The 16,848-nt window shown below is 73.0% G+C and carries 15 protein-coding genes; 8 read left to right on the forward strand and 7 right to left on the reverse strand.

Translation table 11 applies throughout. The annotated features are described in order from the left end of the window. A partial coding sequence (locus tag E6R18_RS11775; RefSeq protein WP_136316835.1) for a DEAD/DEAH box helicase occupies positions 1-1,313 on the reverse strand: 1,313 nt, incomplete at its 3' end. 452 nt (positions 1,314-1,765) lie between these two features. On the opposite strand from E6R18_RS11775, the gene E6R18_RS11780 reads away from it, so the two are divergent. Then, positions 1,766-2,500, forward strand: coding sequence for a ferritin-like fold-containing protein (locus tag E6R18_RS11780; protein WP_136316836.1), 735 nt, complete (start codon positions 1,766-1,768; stop codon positions 2,498-2,500). A gap of 3 nt (positions 2,501-2,503) precedes the next feature. On the opposite strand, the gene E6R18_RS11785 is transcribed toward E6R18_RS11780, so the two are convergent. From E6R18_RS11785 to E6R18_RS11805, 4 genes are all read right to left on the reverse strand, one after another. Further along, positions 2,504-2,773: a hypothetical protein gene (locus E6R18_RS11785; protein WP_136316837.1), complete on the reverse strand. Its 270-nt coding sequence runs from the start codon at positions 2,771-2,773 to the stop codon at positions 2,504-2,506. A gap of 195 nt (positions 2,774-2,968) precedes the next feature. Next, the gene (locus E6R18_RS11790; RefSeq protein ID WP_206307768.1) at positions 2,969-3,196 is read right to left on the reverse strand and encodes a DUF3107 domain-containing protein; all 228 of its coding nucleotides are present in this window, start codon (positions 3,194-3,196) and stop codon (positions 2,969-2,971) included. Positions 3,197-3,326: 130 nt separating this feature from the next. Further along, positions 3,327-3,968, reverse strand: a complete 642-nt coding sequence (locus E6R18_RS11795; RefSeq protein WP_018105511.1) for a TetR/AcrR family transcriptional regulator — start codon at positions 3,966-3,968, stop codon at positions 3,327-3,329. A 168-nt stretch (positions 3,969-4,136) separates the two neighbouring features. Beyond that, positions 4,137-4,352: a hypothetical protein gene (locus tag E6R18_RS11805; RefSeq protein WP_136316839.1), complete on the reverse strand. Its 216-nt coding sequence runs from the start codon at positions 4,350-4,352 to the stop codon at positions 4,137-4,139. Between the two features lie 111 nt (positions 4,353-4,463). Between E6R18_RS11805 and E6R18_RS11810 the strand changes: the two genes are divergently transcribed. The 7 genes from E6R18_RS11810 (at position 4,464) to moeZ (ending at position 13,491) form a co-directional block, all read left to right on the forward strand. Further along, positions 4,464-5,429: an alpha/beta hydrolase gene (locus E6R18_RS11810; RefSeq protein WP_136316840.1), complete on the forward strand. Its 966-nt coding sequence runs from the start codon at positions 4,464-4,466 to the stop codon at positions 5,427-5,429. Continuing rightward, positions 5,414-6,757: a DUF3152 domain-containing protein gene (locus E6R18_RS11815; protein WP_136316841.1), complete on the forward strand. Its 1,344-nt coding sequence runs from the start codon at positions 5,414-5,416 to the stop codon at positions 6,755-6,757. Before E6R18_RS11810 ends, E6R18_RS11815 begins: the two co-directional genes overlap by 16 nt. 240 nt (positions 6,758-6,997) lie before the next feature. Beyond that, positions 6,998-8,794, forward strand: a complete 1,797-nt coding sequence (locus tag E6R18_RS11820) for a DUF3492 domain-containing protein (protein ID WP_136316842.1) — start codon at positions 6,998-7,000, stop codon at positions 8,792-8,794. 70 nt (positions 8,795-8,864) lie between these two features. Further along, positions 8,865-10,283 (forward strand): hypothetical protein, encoded by a 1,419-nt coding sequence (locus E6R18_RS11825; RefSeq protein WP_240799699.1) that lies wholly within the window; start codon positions 8,865-8,867, stop codon positions 10,281-10,283. Between the two features lie 139 nt (positions 10,284-10,422). Beyond that, positions 10,423-11,388, forward strand: coding sequence for an NAD-dependent epimerase/dehydratase family protein (locus tag E6R18_RS11830; RefSeq protein ID WP_136316843.1), 966 nt, complete (start codon positions 10,423-10,425; stop codon positions 11,386-11,388). Continuing rightward, positions 11,376-12,227, forward strand: a complete 852-nt coding sequence (locus tag E6R18_RS11835) for a spherulation-specific family 4 protein (RefSeq protein ID WP_136316844.1) — start codon at positions 11,376-11,378, stop codon at positions 12,225-12,227. Before E6R18_RS11830 ends, E6R18_RS11835 begins: the two co-directional genes overlap by 13 nt. 85 nt (positions 12,228-12,312) lie before the next feature. After that, entirely contained in the window at positions 12,313-13,491 is a 1,179-nt protein-coding gene (moeZ, locus tag E6R18_RS11840) for an adenylyltransferase/sulfurtransferase MoeZ (RefSeq protein WP_136316845.1), read from the forward strand. Positions 13,492-13,551: 60 nt separating this feature from the next. Here moeZ and E6R18_RS11845 read toward each other — a convergent pair whose 3' ends face one another. Together E6R18_RS11845 and E6R18_RS11850 are read right to left on the reverse strand one after the other, a co-directional pair. Continuing rightward, positions 13,552-15,132 (reverse strand): alpha/beta hydrolase, encoded by a 1,581-nt coding sequence (locus tag E6R18_RS11845; RefSeq protein ID WP_136316846.1) that lies wholly within the window; start codon positions 15,130-15,132, stop codon positions 13,552-13,554. A 70-nt stretch (positions 15,133-15,202) separates the two neighbouring features. Next, positions 15,203-16,804, reverse strand: a complete 1,602-nt coding sequence (locus E6R18_RS11850) for an alpha/beta hydrolase (RefSeq protein ID WP_136316847.1) — start codon at positions 16,802-16,804, stop codon at positions 15,203-15,205. Between the last annotated feature and the right edge of the window lie 44 nt (positions 16,805-16,848).

Consider the following 16,848-nt stretch of genomic DNA (forward strand, 5'->3'; position numbering starts at 1 on the left):
CCGCCCCGGGTGCGACGGCGCTGACGCGGCGTGCGCGGCGGGCGCTCCTCGCGGACGGCGGGGGCCGAGGCGGCGGCGGACTTGCGGCCGCGGCCGCCCGTCTCACCGAGGTCCTCGATCTCCTCGGCCCGCAGACCGGCCCGGGTGCGCTCGGCGCGCGGCAGGACACCCTTGGTGCCGGCCGGGATGTCGAGGTCCTCGTACAGGTGCGGGGACGTGGAGTACGTCTCCGGCGGGTCCGGGAACTTAAGGTCCAGGGCCTTGTTGATCAGCTGCCAGCGCGGGATGTCGTCCCAGTCGACCAGCGTGATCGCGATGCCCTTGGCGCCCGCGCGGCCGGTCCGGCCGATGCGGTGCAGGTAGGTCTTCTCGTCCTCGGGGGACTGGTAGTTGATGACGTGCGTGACGCCCTCGACGTCGATACCGCGGGCGGCGACGTCGGTGCAGACCAGCACGTCCACCTTGCCGTTGCGGAAGGCGCGCAGCGCCTGCTCGCGGGCGCCCTGGCCGAGGTCGCCGTGGACCGCGCCGGAGGCGAAACCGCGCTTCTCCAGCTGCTCGGCGATGTCGGCCGCCGTGCGCTTGGTGCGGCAGAAGATCATCGCGAGCCCGCGGCCGTTGGCCTGGAGGATGCGCGAGACCATCTCGGGCTTGTCCATCGAGTGGGCGCGGTAGACGTACTGCGCCGTGTTCTTGACGGTGGTGCCCTCGTCGTCGGGCGAGGTGGCGTTGATGTGGGTCGGCTGCGACATGTAGCGGCGCGCCAGCGAGATGACCGCGCCCGGCATGGTGGCCGAGAACAGCATGGTCTGGCGCTTGGCCGGCAGCATCGTGATGATGCGCTCGACGTCGGGCAGGAAGCCCAGGTCGAGCATCTCGTCGGCCTCGTCCAGGACGAGCGCGCGGACCTGGGAGAGGTCCAGCTTGCGCTGGCCCGCCAGGTCGAGCAGCCGGCCCGGGGTGCCGACGATCACGTCGACGCCCTTCTTGAGGGCCTCGACCTGCGGCTCGTACGCCCGGCCGCCGTAGATGGCGAGCACGCGGACGTTGCGCACCTTGCCGGCGGTCAGCAGGTCGTTGGTGACCTGCTGGCACAGCTCGCGGGTGGGGACGACGATCAGCGCCTGGGGGGCGTCGGTGAGCTGCTCGGGCTTGGCCCGGCCCGCCTCGACGTCCGCGAGGACGGTGACGCGCTCCAGCAGCGGCAGGCCGAAGCCGAGCGTCTTGCCGGTGCCGGTCTTGGCCTGCCCGATGACATCGGAGCCGGAGAGGGCGACGGGGAGCGTGAGCTCCTGGATGGGGAAGGGGGACATGATGCCGACGGCCTCAAGGGCCTCGGCCGTCTCGGAAAGAATCCCGAGGTCTCGGAACGTAGTCAGGGTGCTGCCTCTTCTGTGAGACGCGGTCCGAGGCGAACGAAGGGGGTCGTACCGTGCCGGGGGTTGGTCATCCGGCCGGGATGGGCCGGGTGGCGCGGGACCACTGCCGTCGCTCGAGCGCTCGTGCCGCTGAGGGGGCCCCTCGCTGTACGGTCGTACGTGTCGTACACACCGCGTGGAGGGCTGTCGGGTCGGAGCCGATCGGGCCACCGACCGGGCATCCTCATTCAATTTCGCGCCACGAGCAGATGCGAAGTGCTCAGTAAGCGCATTACCACTGTACCCCGGATCCGCGCATCTGTGTTGGGCGAATTCGTCGGAACGGTGTGACGTCGGTCGTCGACCGGGCCCTCCCGCTGTTCTGCGGGCGGGCTATTCTGCGCTGCATGGAGACGCCTGACAACGCCACTGAAGCCCCCGCGACCACCCGAATCGCCGACCAGGACTGGACCACCGCGTCCGCGCAGCCGCAGTACCGGGCCGCCGTGGTCGACCTGCTGGGAGCACTCGCCTACGGGGAGCTGGCGGCCTTCGAGCGGCTCGCCGAGGACGCCAAACTCGCGCCGACCCTGGCCGACAAGGCGGAGCTGGCGAAGATGGCGTCCGCCGAGTTCCACCACTTCGAGCGGCTGGCGGAGCGGCTGACCGCCATCGAGGTGGAGCCGACCGGGGCGATGGAGCCGTTCGCCAGGGCGCTGGACGAATTCCACCGCCAGACCGCGCCGTCGGACTGGCTGGAGGGCCTGGTCAAGGCGTACGTGGGCGACTCGATCGCCAGCGACTTCTACCGGGAGGTCGCGGCCCGGCTCGACTCCGACACCCGCTCCCTCGTCCTCGCCGTGCTCGACGACACGGGCCACGGCAACTTCGCCGTGGAGAAGGTGCGCGCCGCGATCGAGGCGGAACCGAGGCTCGGCGGCCGGCTCGCGCTGTGGGCGCGGCGGCTGATGGGCGAGGCGCTGTCGCAGGCGCAGCGCGTGGTCGCGGACCGCGACGCGCTGTCGACCATGCTGGTGGGCGGGGTCGCCGACGGCTTCGACCTGGCGGAGGTCGGCCGGATGTTCTCCCGGATCACCGAGGCGCACACCAAGCGGATGGCCGCCCTGGGACTGGCCGCTTAGGCGTCAGGCGGCGGCCGACCGGTTCAGCCGTCGGCTGCGCGGCCTGATCAGCAGGGACACCGTCACCGCCGCGATCAGCACGGCGCCCACCACCGTGGCCGTCGCATGGCCGGAGCCGAGCATGGAGTGCATGAGGGGCGCACCGAACAGTGCCCCGAGCGCGCCGGTGCCGAGCACGGTCCGACGGGCCGGCAGACGGCCTGGCAGCGAGCGCAGGGCCGCCCACGAGAGGACCACTCCGAGTACGACGGCGCTCAGCGTTTCCAGGATCACAGACGATCACCTCGCAGGATGACGGGGCGGGCATTTCGGTCCTGGTCGTACTACCCGTGAGCGGCCGGTCACAACCCTCCCGCGCACAGGCTTCGCTCAGCCGCCGCACAGCGAAGGCGGACGTACGCGTACGCAGAAGCGGCCCGGCGGGAGTCCCGCCGGGCCGCTTCTGCGCGGTCTCTGTGTCCGTACGCCTTACAGCGTCCCGAACCCCACCCGTCGTGCGCTGGGCTCGCCGATCTCCACGTAGGCGATCCGGTCGGCCGGCACGAGGACCTTGCGGCCCTTCTCGTCCGTGAGGCTGAGCAGCTGCGCCTTGCCGGCGAGAGCCGCGGACACCGTGCTCTCGACCTCTTCGGCGGAAAGCCCGCTCTCCAGAACGATCTCCCGGGGCGTGTGCTGCACCCCGATCTTGACCTCCACGGCTATGTCCCTCCGACGGTCAGTCCCTGCGCGGTGAACCGCGCCGTACGCAGCACACATTAGCCCGCTGAGGGGACTTGTCCGGGCGCTGCGGGCCACGCCCGCAGCGAACACCGGCACCGCCCGGTGGTCAGTGCTGATCGATGCCGTGCAGCGGGAAGCCCGCGATGCCGCGCCAGGCCAGCGAGGTGAGCAGCTGGACCGCGGTGTCGCGCGGAATGGCCGACCGGCTGGAGAGCCAGTAGCGGGCGACCACCTGGGACACCCCGCCGAGGCCCACCGCGAGCAGCATGGACTCGTCCTTGGACAGGCCCGTGTCGCCCGCGATCACGTCGGAGATCGCCTCGGCGCACTGGAGCGAGACCCGGTCCACCCGCTCGCGGACGGCGGGCTCGTTGGTCAGGTCGGATTCGAAGACGAGCCGGAAGGCGCCGCCCTCGTCCTCGACGTACGCGAAGTACGCGTCCATCGTCGCGGCCACGCGCAGCTTGTTGTCCGTGGTCGACGCCAGCGCCGTGCGCACCGCCTGGAGCAGCGATTCGCAGTGCTGGTCGAGAAGGGCCAGGTACAGCTCCAGCTTGCCCGGGAAGTGCTGGTAGAGCACCGGCTTGCTGACCCCGGCCCGTTCCGCGATGTCGTCCATCGCCGCCGAGTGGTAACCCTGCGCGACGAACACCTCCTGCGCGGCTCCCAGCAGCTGGTTGCGTCGGGCGCGGCGGGGCAGGCGAGTGCCCCGCGGGCGCGCCGCCTCGGTCTGCTCGATGGCTGTCACGCCGCCTCCCAAATTCGTGGTCCGACACAGCCGTTCCGTACATGCCGCGCCATACCGACATCGTACTTTCGGGTAACCCCGGTATGCGCGGCGCGGACGCAGAATTTCACGGACCGGACGGCTGCGGAAGCCACAGGCTGTTCGGCTCCCGCCACAGAGCGGGACGTATCAGCGGTAATCGTCCTCATCCTGCGGCACGACGCGGGCCTGGTCCGCCGCATCGCCCTCGCTGACGTCGTCGCGGTCGAGGTCCGTGAGCGGTTCGTCGCTCTCAGGGCGCAGGTCCGCCTGCTGCTCGGCGGCGTCCGCATCGGGCGTCTCCTGGCCGGGCTCGTCCGGCTGGACGTCCTCGAAGGTCTCCGGATCCCTCGGGTCGACCGTCATGGTGACTCCCTTCCTCGGTTATCGAGCCTATGGCGTACCCCCGAAAGCCGCTATGCGATCTGTGACGGCGAACACATGAATGGTCGTGTGATCATCTCGTAACATTGCCGCATGTCTTCGACCGAGCTGCCGGGAGTCCGCGCCGCCGCCGCAGCGGTGGCACCCACGGTGAGCACCGTCAGGGTCGCGGAGGGGGAGCGGCTGCGCTCCGTCGAGCTGCCCGGGCTGACGCTCACCGTCCGTTCGCGGCCCTCCCGGCGGCCCGGGCTGCCGCCCGCCCTCTTCGTGCACGGCCTCGGCGGCTCCTCGCAGAACTGGACGGCCCTGATGCCGCTCCTGGAGGACGCGGTGGACTGCGAGGCGCTCGACCTGCCCGGGTTCGGCGACTCCCCGCCGCCCGACGACGGCAACTACTCGGTCACCGGGCACGCCCGCGCGGTCATCCGCCTCCTGGACGCCCAGGGGCGCGGCCCCGCCCATCTGTTCGGCAACTCGCTGGGCGGCGCGGTGGCCACCCGGGTCGCCGCGGTCCGCCCCGACCTGGTGCGCACGCTCACGCTCGTCTCGCCCGCGCTGCCCGAGATCCGGGTGCAGCGCTCGGCTGCCCCGACCGCGCTGCTCGCACTCCCGGGCGTCGCCTCCCTGTTCGCCCGGCTGACCCGGGACTGGAGTGCGGAAGATCGCACCCGCGGAGTCATGGCACTCTGTTACGGCGATCCGGCACGGGTCTCCGATACGGGCTTCCGCGACGCGGTGGCCGAAATGGAGCGCCGACTGGAACTGCCGTACTTCTGGGACGCCATGGCGCGTTCCGCCCGTGGCATCGTCGACGCGTACACCCTGGGCGGACAGCACGGGCTGTGGCGCCAGGCCGAGCGGGTGCTCGCGCCGACCCAGTTGGTGTACGGCGGACGGGACCAGCTCGTCTCGTTCCGGATGGCCCGCAGGGCGTCCGCGGCCTTCCGCGACGCGCGCCTGCTGACACTGCCCGATGCCGGGCACGTGGCGATGATGGAGTACCCGGAGGCGGTCGCCCAGGCGTTCCGGGAATTGCTCGACGAATGCGGCGGGAGCTGATCCGGGGCGTGGGACGACACAGCCGTAAGGGCCCTGCGCCCAGGGTGCCCGAGACCGGGCAGGCAGAGGCGAACGAGGCGGGGCGCGAGGCCGCCCGGCCGGCCGCCGGCAACGGGCGGCGCAGACGGCAGGCCGAACCGGCCGGCCCAGGACCGTTCCCGGGCACGCCCGAGGTGCGCGGCGGCCACCCCGAGCAGCGGGAACCCGGCGGCGGTTGGGGCGCGGGCCCCATGAGCCGCGGCACCGGCGGCCCGGGCCCGGGGCGGCCCGGACTCCAGGCACCCGCGCCGGACGGCCGGCCCGGCGTCCCGCGCCCCGCACACCACCCGCAGGGCCCCACCCACCACCAGCAGGCGACCTCCGCCCGGCCGCTGATACCGGGCCCGCGGCGCGAGTTCGTCGAGGCGTTCGACAACCCGCCCGCGCCGCGCCGGCGGGCCCCGGCGCCCGCCGGCCCCGTCACCGAGCGGGACGAGCGCCCGACCGAGCGCGGACGCGACGAGCCGGCCCCGGCCAAGGGCGGCAAGGGCCGTACGTTCACCGGCATCGCCGCCGCCGCGGTCACCACCGTGCTCGCGGTCGTCGTGGCCGGCCAGGTCGCCCACGACGGCACCGGCGCCAGCGCGGCCGCGCAGGCAGCGGGCGTGGACCGGGACGACGCCGACGACGCCTCCCGCTCGGACAGCCGGAACACACCGTCCCCCGAGACGGCGTCGGTCAAGCCCCTTACGTATGAACAGAAAATGGCCAAGCCCTATCCGCTGGCCCCGGCGCTCGTGGGATCGGGGGCCTTCGAGACCGTCCCCGGGTCGGCCGAGGCGCCGGGCAAGGGTACGAAGCACCGCTACCGCATCGACGTGGAGAAGGGGCTCGGGCTCGATGCCCAACTCTTCGCCCAGGCCGTGCAGAAGACCCTCAACGACGGCCGGAGCTGGGCGCACGACGGCGATATGACCTTCGAACGGATTTCCAAGGGTGATCCGGATTTCGTCATCACGCTGGCAAGTCCCGGCACCACCGCCAAGTGGTGCCGGAAGTCGGGCCTGGACACCAGCGAGGACAACGTCTCCTGCGACTCGGCCGCCACCGAGCGCGTGATGATCAACGCCTACCGCTGGGCGCAGGGTTCGGCCACCTTCGGGCCGGACAAGCTGTACTCCTACCGGCAGATGCTGATCAACCACGAGGTCGGCCACCGGCTCGGCCACAACCACGCGAGCTGCCGTACGAAGGGCGCCCTCGCGCCGGTCATGCAGCAGCAGACCAAGACGCTGAACCTCGACGGCATCAAATGCCGCCCCAACCCCTGGGTCCACCCCGAGGGCTGAGCGGGTGTCAGGAGGCCGGTGAGCGGGTAGCCACCGCGCCGTGAGCCTGACCCTGAGTGATCCTCCGCCTCTATAGCGCGACAGAACGCTATCGGGGCGGGAAAGTTACGCCGGTTCACCCCTTTCGGTGGTGCGACGGACAACCGTCCGTCGCACCACCGGCGTATCCGCTTACGGTCGTCCCGCTGCGAGTCGCCGATCCAACGGCGGCCGCTCTCAAGGGAGATCGGGGGTGTACTCGTGCGGATCGGCCTGCTGACCGAGGGTGGTTATCCGTACGCGACCGGTGAGTCCAGGCTCTGGTGCGACCGACTGGTACGCGGGCTCGCGCAGCACGAGTTCGACCTCTTCGCGCTCAGCCGCAGCGCCGAACAGGAGGCGCAGGGCTGGGTCCGGCTCCCCGACCAGGTCGGCCGGGTGCGCACGGCCCCCCTGTGGACCGCCGACGAGGAAACCCTCGGGCTGCACGCGCCCAGGAGCCCGTTCTCGCGGCTGCTGACCGGAGGGGACGCGCGGACCTACGCCCGGCGCGAACGCCGGCGCTTCGTCACTCACTTCACCGCCCTCGCGGCCTCGGTCCGCACGGCCGCGGGCACCGAGCGCGGCGAGGCGGACCCGGGCACCGCCCCGGCCGCCGCCGGTACGAGGGCCGGCGCCGATCTCCGGGCCGCCGACGAGCAGTTCACGCAGGGCCTCTACGGGCTCGCCGAACTGGCCTGGGAACACGGCGGACTGCCCGCCGCCCTCCGCTCCGAGACCGCGGTGCGCATCCTGGAGGACGCCTGCCGCGCCCCCGGCACCGGACGCACCGTGCAGACCGCCACCGTCGCCGACCTCCTCGCCTTCACCGCGGAGCTGGACCGGGTGCTGCGTCCGCTCTCCCTCGACTGGTACGACGAGGACGGCCTCGGTGCCGTAGACCTCTGCCACGCCACGTCCGGCGGGGCCGCCGCCCTGCCGGGCCTGCTGGCCAAACGCTTCTTCGGGGTGCCGCTGCTGGTCACCGAGCACTCCGTGCAGGTGCGGGCGCACTACCTCGCCTCGGGGGGTGCGCCCGTGAGCGCGCCGGTGCGTGCCCTCCTGGCCAACTTCCACGGGCGGCTCGCCACCGAGGTGTACCGGCAGGCCGCGCTCATCACCCCCGGCAACACCCACGCCCGCCGCTGGCAGGAGCGCTGCGGCGCCGACCCCGCCAAGGTGCGGACCGTGTACCCGGGCATGGAGGCCGCCCGGTTCGCCGCGCTCGGTGAACGCGAGGACGACGGCGGCCCCGACACGCTCGTCTGGGTCGGCCGGATCGAGCCCGCCAAGGACCTGGTCGCCCTCCTGCACGCCTTCGCCGAGGTGCGCCGGGCCGAGCCGGACGCCCGGCTGCGGATCATCGGGGCGCCGGCCCCGGGCCCGGCGGGCGCCGCCTATCTCGCGCACTGCCGGGCGTTGGCCGCCGAGCTCTTCCCCGACGAGGCGGCCGGTACGCACACCGACGGCGGCAGCCCCGTCTCCTTCGAGGACATCGGGGGCGCGGAGGTGCCCGGCCTCGCCCAGGCGTACGCGGCGGGCGGCGTCGTGGTGCTCTCCAGCGTGGTCGAGGGCTTCCCGATCAGCCTGGTCGAGGCGATGTTCTGCGGCCGGGCCACCGTCTCGACGGACGTCGGCGCGGTCGTGGAGGTCATCGGCGGCACGGGGCTCGTGGTCCCGCCGCGCAACCCCCGGGCGCTCGCGGACGCCTGCCTCGCGTTGCTGCGCGACCCGGAGCGCCGTGCGCGCCTGGGCGCGGCGGCGCGCGCCCGGGCGCTCGAACTCTTCACCGTGGAGCAGAACCTCGCGGCATTTCGCGGCATCTACCTGGAGCTGATCGCCCGGGCGCCGGTGCGCGGCGGCCCGCTCCCGGAGACCGGCGACGGCCCGCGCCCCTTCGCCACTCCACCGGAGGTCCACGTCCTGGGCCTCCGGCCGGCGCCGGAACCCGAGCCGAGCCCCGGCGACCGCACCCCCAGCTGGGCGGGCGCGCCGGGTATGGGGGAGAGCGATGCGTGACCAGGAGACGGCGGGCCCGGCCCGCCCGAGCCGGCCGGGACCGGACGAACAGCAGCACGGAGGAACGACGATGGGCCCCCAGACGGACGCCCGCGAAGACCTCGGCTCCACGCCGGGGGGCGGGGCGGACGACGCTCCCGCGCCCACCGACGCTCCCGCGCCCACCGACGCTCCCGCGCCCACCGACGCTCCCGCGCATGCCCCTGTCCGGGCGCCCGCTGATGCCCCGGCGCACGCTCCGGCGCACGACCCGGCGCGCGCCCCCGAGGTGGCCCGCACCGCGCGCGAGGCCACCGCGGGCAACACCACCGCGTGCGACGCCACCGCGGGCAACACCACCGCGTGCGAGGCCGCCGCGGGCAACACCACCGACAGCGGGCGGCGCGGGACCGCCGACCCTGTGAAGTCCCTGATGCACCGGCACCGCGAGCTGTGCGAGCGGGCCGTCGATCCACTGGAGATCGCCGCCGGCCTCGAAGCCCACGGAGTCACCGACCGCACCGCCGCCCGCTACCGGCACCGCGACGTGTTCTCGCTCGCCGAAGAACTCTTCGCTCGGGTCCCGGCGGTCCCGGCGGTCGCGGCGGTCCCGGCGGTCCCGGCGGTCGCGGCGGTCGCGGGGGAGCACGGAGAGGGCCCCGCTCCGGCGCGCGACATCGAGACGCGCGCCGCCTGGTCGCTGCGCGCCCTGCTGCCGGGGGCCGCCTGCCTCGCCACCTTCGTCGCGCTGCGGCTCACAGACGGGGTGCTCGGCGGCGACGCACGGCTCGCCATCGGCTGCGGCGGCACGCTGCTCGCGCTCACCGGCCTCGTCCTCGCCCTGCGCACCGGCCCGCTCAGCGCCCCCGGCGGCTCCTCGGGCACCGCCGCCCTCTGCGCCTGCTGGCTCCTCGGCTACGTCCTGTACGGCGACGCCCTGCTCCACCAGGTCCTCAGCGGCGGTCCCGAAGGCCCCTGGACGCTGACCCCGGCCCCCCTGCTCGGGCTCGCCGTCGCGATGGCCCCGGCCGCCTGGTGCGCCCACCTCTTCTCGCTGTACGCACACCGCAGACTCCACGGCAGCCGCGCCCTGGAGGAGTTCGCCGCCGGTGTGCGCCCCCTGCTCTTCGGCGTGGTCGCGCTCTTCCTCTGCGTCCTCGGCGTGCTGCTGTACCTGGCCCGGCTCGGGCTCGGCCCCGGCGGCGCCCCTCTCGGTGCCGCCGCCCTCGGGCTGCTGCTCCTGCTGGCCCGCCTGCTCACCGTCCACGGCTTCCCGGAACCGGCCGCCACCGGACTCGCCGCCGCCTGTGCCGTCGAGGCCGCGGCCCCCGCCCTGATCCTGGCCGGGCGACTGCCCGGACTCCACCCGCTCGCCCGCCCCGTCGACGCCCTCATCGAGGCGGCGGGCACCGGGGCCGTACCCGCGCTCGCCTGCGGTGCGGCCGCCCTCGGCCTGCTGACCACCGCCACCCTCGCCCTCTCCAGGGCGTCCGCCCACACCGCCGCCTGAGGCGGCCCCAGCACTCCCCGCGGAGCCGACGCCGCGGGTCGTCACCATCCGTTCCGCACCACTGCCCCAAGGAGACACCGGACATGACCCCCCAATCCCCCGCACCGGCAGCCCGCCGTCGGCCCCGAGGCGGTGCGCGATGAGGGTGCTGCTGCTCGGAGCCAACGGATTCATCGGCCGGTTCGTGGCCGACCGGCTGCTCGCCGACCCCGCCGTCCACCTCACGGCTCTCGGGCGCGGCGACGACGCCGACGTCCGCTTCGACCTCGCCGGCGGCAGCCCCGGAGCGCTCACCCGCTTCCTGGACGCCGTCCACCCCGGGGTCGTCGTCAACTGCGCCGGCGCCACCCGGGGCGGGGCGCGCGACCTCACCCGGCACAACACCGTCGCCGTCGCCACCGTCTGCGAGGCGATGCGGCGCAGCGGCTGCACCGCCCGCCTGGTCCAGGTCGGCTGCGCCTCGGAGTACGGGCCCTCGCAGCCCGGCTCGTCCACCGCCGAGGACGCCATCCCGCGCCCCGGCGGCCCGTACGGCGTCAGCAAGCTCGCCGCCACCGAACTCGTCCTCGGCTCCGGGCTCGACGCGGTCGTGCTCCGGGTCTTCTCACCGGTCGGCCCCGGCACCCCGGCCGGTTCCCCGCTCGGCCGGCTCGCCGAGGCCATGCGGCGCACCATGCAGTCCGGGGACAACGAGCTCAAGCTCAGCGGCCTCGGCGTGCAGCGCGACTTCGTGGACGTACGCGACGTGGCGCGGGCCGTGCACGCCGCCTCGCTCTCCGCCGCGCAGGGCGTCGTCAACATCGGCACCGGCCGGGCCGTCCGGCTCCGCGACGCGGCGGCCGTCCTCGCCAAGGTCGCCGGATACGCCGGCGCGCTCCACGAGCTGGACACGCCCCCCGCCCGCCTCCCCATCGGCGCCCCCCGCACCTCCGCCGAATCGGTCATCGAACACCTCTCGGCCACCCCGTCCCCGTACCCGGACGGCTGCGGCGCCTGGCAGCAGGCCGACGTCCGCACCGCACGGGACCGGCTCGGCTGGCGCCCCCGGATCAATCTGGAGGAGTCCCTGGCCGACATCTGGATGGAGGCGGCGTGCCGTATCTGACCAGCACCGGCACCGCCCGGCGCGGCAGCGGCGCCGAACAGCTCGGATTCGGCGTCCCCGGCTACGCGCACCCGCTGCTCGCACCGGCCGAGTGGGCCGAGCTCGCGCGCCCGGGCACCCCGCTGCACTGGGCCGTCCTCAACATCGACAACGGCCCCGGCAGCCGGCCCGACCCGCACTGCCTGGAGGCCGCGGGCCGGCTCCGCAACGCCCGCGCCCGCGCGCTGCACGGCGGGCAGCCGCTCGACACCGTGCGGGCGGCGGGCGGCCGGCTGCTCGGGCAGCTCGACCTCGCGCACGGCCGGCGGCCCTTCGCGGAGCTGCTGGCAGACGCCCGGTCCTTCCTGGAGTGGTACCGCGTGGACGGCTTCTACCTCGACCGCTGCCCGGCCGACCGCGCCGATCTGCCGGCCGTCCGCCGTCTCACCGGCACGCTGAGGGCCTTCCTCACGGACGCCGACGGGCCGCTCGTGCTGGGGCACGACACCCACCCGTACCCCGGCTACGCGGAGGTCGCCGACCAGCTCGTCACCTTCCGCGGCGCGTGGAGCGACTACCGCTGGTCGCAGGTGGCGGAGTGGACCGCGGCCTACCCGCCCGGCCGTTTCGCCCACTTCGTCCACGGCGTCCCGCGCACCCACCTGGAGGAGGCCATGCGCATCGCCCGCTGGCAGGGCGCCGGGACGATCTTCTTCACCGACCGCGGCGGGCAGTCGGAATCCGGACGCAGCGGGCAGGCGGAATCCGGACGCGGTCGCGGACAAAGCGACCCATTCGCGGCACTGCCCAGGTACTGGGACGAAATCGTCTCGCGGATCGGACCTGGTATCTCGGAATGAGAGGGGGCGTGGCAGTGTTACGGCAAGAACAACCGTACGTAGTCGAAGTACGTAGAAACCGACCACCTGCATTGTTGAGGTTCCTGTGTCGCTGCCACCCCTGGTCGAGCCAGCTGCTGAGCTCACCGTCGACGAGGTCCGCAGGTACTCCCGCCACCTGATCATCCCGGATGTCGGGATGGACGGGCAGAAGCGGCTGAAGAACGCGAAAGTGCTCTGTGTCGGCGCCGGGGGCCTCGGCTCGCCGGCCCTGATGTACATGGCCGCCGCCGGTGTCGGCACGCTCGGCATCGTGGAGTTCGACGAGGTCGACGAGTCGAACCTGCAGCGCCAGGTCATCCACAGCCAGGGCGACATCGGCAAGTCCAAGGCGCTGTCGGCCAAGGAGACCGTGCAGGGGATCAACCCCCTGGTCAACGTGGTCCTTCACGAGGAACGGCTCGAAGCCGACAACGTGATGGACATCTTCTCCCAGTACGACCTGATCGTGGACGGCACGGACAACTTCGCCACCCGCTACCTGGTCAACGACGCCGCGGTCCTGCTGAACAAGCCCTACATCTGGGGTTCGATCTACCGCTTCGACGGCCAGGCGTCCGTGTTCTGGTCCGAGCACGGCCCCTGCTACCGCTGCCTCTACCCGGAGCCGCCCCCGCCGGGCATGGTTCCGTCCTGCGCCGAGGGCGGCGTCCTCGGTGTGCTCTGCGCCTCCATCGGCTCCATCCAGGTCAACGAGGCCATCAAGCTGCTCGCCGGCATCGGCGACCCGCTGGTCGGCCGGCTGATGATCTACGACGCGCTGGAGATGCAGTACCGCCAGGTCAAGGTCCGCAAGGACCCCGACTGCGCGGTCTGCGGCGAGAACCCCACCGTCACCGAGCTCATCGACTACGAGGCGTTCTGCGGGGTCGTGTCCGAGGAGGCCCAGGAGGCGGCGGCCGGTTCCACGATCACTCCGAAGCAGCTCAAGGAGTGGATCGACGCCGACGAGAAGATCGAGATCATCGACGTCCGCGAGCCGAACGAGTACGAGATCGTCGCGATCCCGGGCTCCCGCCTGATCCCGAAGAACGAGTTCCTGATGGGCAACGCCCTCCAGGACCTCCCCCAGGACCGCCGCATCGTCCTGAACTGCAAGACGGGTGTCCGCAGTGCGGAAGTCCTCGCGGTCCTCAAGTCGGCGGGCTTCGCCGACGCGGTCCACGTGGGCGGCGGCGTGATCGGCTGGGTCAACCAGATCGAGCCCGAGAAGCCGGTGTACTAGAACGTCCCGAAGGGGCCGGTCCGCGTCCGCGGGCCGGCCCCTTCGGCGTGTGCGGAGCCGCTACGAACAGGTCGTGCCGTCCGCCGGGACCTTCCCGTCCAGGAAGTACGCGTCTACGGTCGAGGTCACGCAGCTGTTGCCGCCGTAGGCACCGTGCCCCTCGCCCTTGTTGGAGAGCAGGACACCGACGCCCCTGCCCAGCTCGTCCGCCATCTTGCGCGCCCCCTCGTACGGCGTCGCCGGGTCGCCCGTCGTCCCCACGACCAGGATCGGACCGGCGCCCGGGGCGCTCGCCTCGGGCGTGTCGTGCTCGCCCTTCACCGGCCAGCCGGCGCACCAGCCCGCCGTGTCCCAGGCCAGGAACGGACCGAAGACCGGGGACAGCTTCTCGAACTCGGGCAGCAGCGCCTTCGCCTCGGCCGCCGTGGGCCTGGCCCTGCCGTCCGCGCAGGAGATGGCCCGCTGGGAGTGGGTCTCGGTGTCGTAGTGCCCGTTCTCGTCCCGGCCGTTGTACGAGTCGGCGAGCTGGAGCAGCGTGGCGCCGCTCCCGTTCTCGGCCTCGTCCAGGGCCCGGGTGAGGACCGGCCAGCTGTCCTTGGAGTACAGGGGGAGCACGATGCCGGTGACCGCCAGCGACTCGTTCAGCTCGCGGTCGGTGCCCGTGGGCAGCGGCTCGGCATCGATCCGCTTCAACAGGGCGGCGATGCGCCGGGTGCCCGCCTTCGGGTCCTGGCCGCGGTCCTTGAAGTAGTTCTCCAGCGCCCGCTGGAAGCCGGTCGCCTGGTTGCGGGCGTGCCCGGTGCTGTCCGCGGTCGGGTCGACGACCGCGTCGAAGACCGTACGCCCCACGTTCTTCGGGAAGAGGTGGGCGTACGTACCGCCCAGCTCGGTGCCGTACGACATTCCGAAGTAGGTCAGCTTCCGGTCGCCGAGCACCTCGCGGATCAGGTCCATGTCGCGGGCGGCGTTCGTCGTGCCGACGTACGGGAGGACCTTGCCCGAAAGGCGTGCGCAGCCGGCCCCGAAGTCGGCGCCGTCCTTCATGAACTGCGCCTGCTCGGCCGCCGTGTCCGGGGTCATGTCGACGTCCCGGTAGGCGTCCTCCTGCTCCTTGTCGCCCCGGCACCGCACCCCGGCGCTCCCCGCGACCCCGCGCGGGTCGAAGCCCACCAGGTCGTAACGGGTGTTGAGGGTGGTGTACGAACCGGCGGCGCGCGGCAGTATCGATACGCCCGAGCCGCCGGGCCCGCCGAAGTTGAACAGCATGGAGCCCAGGCGCCGGCCCTTGTCGCGGGCCTCCTTGCGGATCAGGGCGATGCCGATCGTGTCGCCCTCGGGCTTCGCGTAGTCCAGCGGCACCTCCACCTTCGCGCAGCGCCACTGTGCCCCCGGCGCGCTGCCGCCCTCGGGGGCCTTGCAGCGGGCCCAGTCCGGTTGCTGCGAGGTGAGGGAGGCGGGGAGCGCCGGCAGCCCGCCCGCGTCAGGGGAGGAAGCGGCGGACGGCGAGGCGGCCGATGAGGCCGTGCCACCGTCCGCCCGCTTGCCCGGCTTGTCGTCCGAACCGTCCTCGCAGCCCGCGAGCACCCCCGTCAGGAGCAGTGCGGCGGCTGCGAGCGCCCCGGCCCGTGCGTGTGCGACCACGTGTGCGTACCTCCCCGTCGAGCCCTGCCCGTACGGCAGTTCGCCCATGGTAGGCGCGCACGCCGGGCGCCTACCCGCAGACCGTTCCGGCGGCCGGGACCTTGCCGTCCAGCAGGTAGCCGCCCACCGCCTTCTGCACGCAGGCATCGCCGCTGTTGTACGCGCCGTGCCCCTGGCCCTTGTACGTCATCTCCACGCCGACGCCCTTGCCCAGCTCCTCGGCCATCGCCTTGGCGCCCGCGTACGGCGTCGCCGGGTCACCGGTGTTGCCGATGACCAGCACGGGGGCGGAGCCGGGGGCGCTGACGTCCGGGGTCTTCCAGGTGCCCTTCACCGGCCAGTCGGTGCAGCCCATCAGGCCCCAGCCCAGGTAGTCACCGAAGACCGGCGAGGCATCCCGGAAGGCGGGGAGCTTCGCCTTCGTCTGCTCCAGCGTGAACCGTTCGCGGGAGTCGGCGCAGCTGATCGCGGTGTAGGCGGCGGCCGAATTGTCGTACCGCCCGTCCTCCGAGCGGCCGTTGAGGGAGTCGGCGAGGGCCAGGAGCAGCGAGCCGTTCCCGCCGTCGGCCTCGTCCACGCCCTGTTCGAGCAGCGGCCAGGTCTCCTTGGAGTAGAGGGCCGCCGCGATGCCGGTGGTGGCCTGGGTCTGCGTGAGCTTGCGGGGGCCGATGCCCTTGACGGGCTTCTTCTCCAGCCGGTCCAGCAGGTCGACGATGCCCTGCTCGATCTCCTTCTGGTCGGAGCCGGGCAGCTTGCAGGCGTCGCCCCGGTCCGCGCAGTCCTTCGCGAAGTTGTCCAGGGCGAGCTGGAAGCCCTTGGCCTGGCCGAGCGAGGACTGCTCGGCGTCCTCGGTGGGGTCGACCACCGCGTCCAGCACGGACCGGCCGACGTTCTTGGGGAACAGGTGCGCGTAGACGCCGCCCAGCTCGGTGCCGTACGAGATGCCGAAGTAGTAGAGGCGGTCGTCGCCGAGGACCTGGCGCATCAGGTCCATGTCGCGGGCGGCGTTGGTGGTGCCGACGAACGGCAACTGCTCGCCGGACCTCTTCTCGCAGGCGGCGGCGTACTCCTTGGTGTCCTTGACGAACGCCTTCTCCTCCGTCGCGTCGTCCGGCGTGCCGTCCTCCTGGTAGCGCGCGTCCAATTGCTTGTCGGTCTCGCACTCGACCCCGTCGCTGTTCCCCACCCCGCGCGGGTCGAAGCTCACCAGGTCGTAGCGGGCGCGCAGCTTGTCGTACTGCGTGCCGAAGGCGGGCAGGGTGGCGACGCCGGAGCCGCCGGGGCCGCCGAAGTTGAAGATGAGCGAGCCGATCCGCTTCTTCCGGTCGATCGCCTCGGCGCGGATGAGGGCCAGTTCGATGGTGTCGCCGTCGGGCTTCGCGTAGTCGAGGGGGGCCTTCATCGAGGCGCACTCCCAGGTGGCCCCGCCGGGCAGCGGGGAGGGCGCTTTTCCGCCGCCCTGTGCCTGGGAAGGGGCGGGGCACTTCTTCCACGTCAGCTTCTGGGAGGCGAGGCCGGACGGACTGCCGGTGGCGGCGTTCGCCGCACGCGGTGGGCTGGTCGAGCGGTCGGTCGCGTCCTTGTCACCGCCGTCCGCACAGCCGGCGAGGGGGAGCAGCACGGTCACGGTGGCGGCGAGGGCCGCGGCGCGCAGGGCAGGGGAGGTCCTCATCGGTCCATGCTGCGGCGGCGCCGGGGCGGGTGCACGGGGTGCCG

This window comes from Streptomyces sp. A1277, assembly GCF_004795015.1.
Taxonomy (GTDB): Bacteria; Actinomycetota; Actinomycetes; order Streptomycetales; family Streptomycetaceae; genus Streptomyces.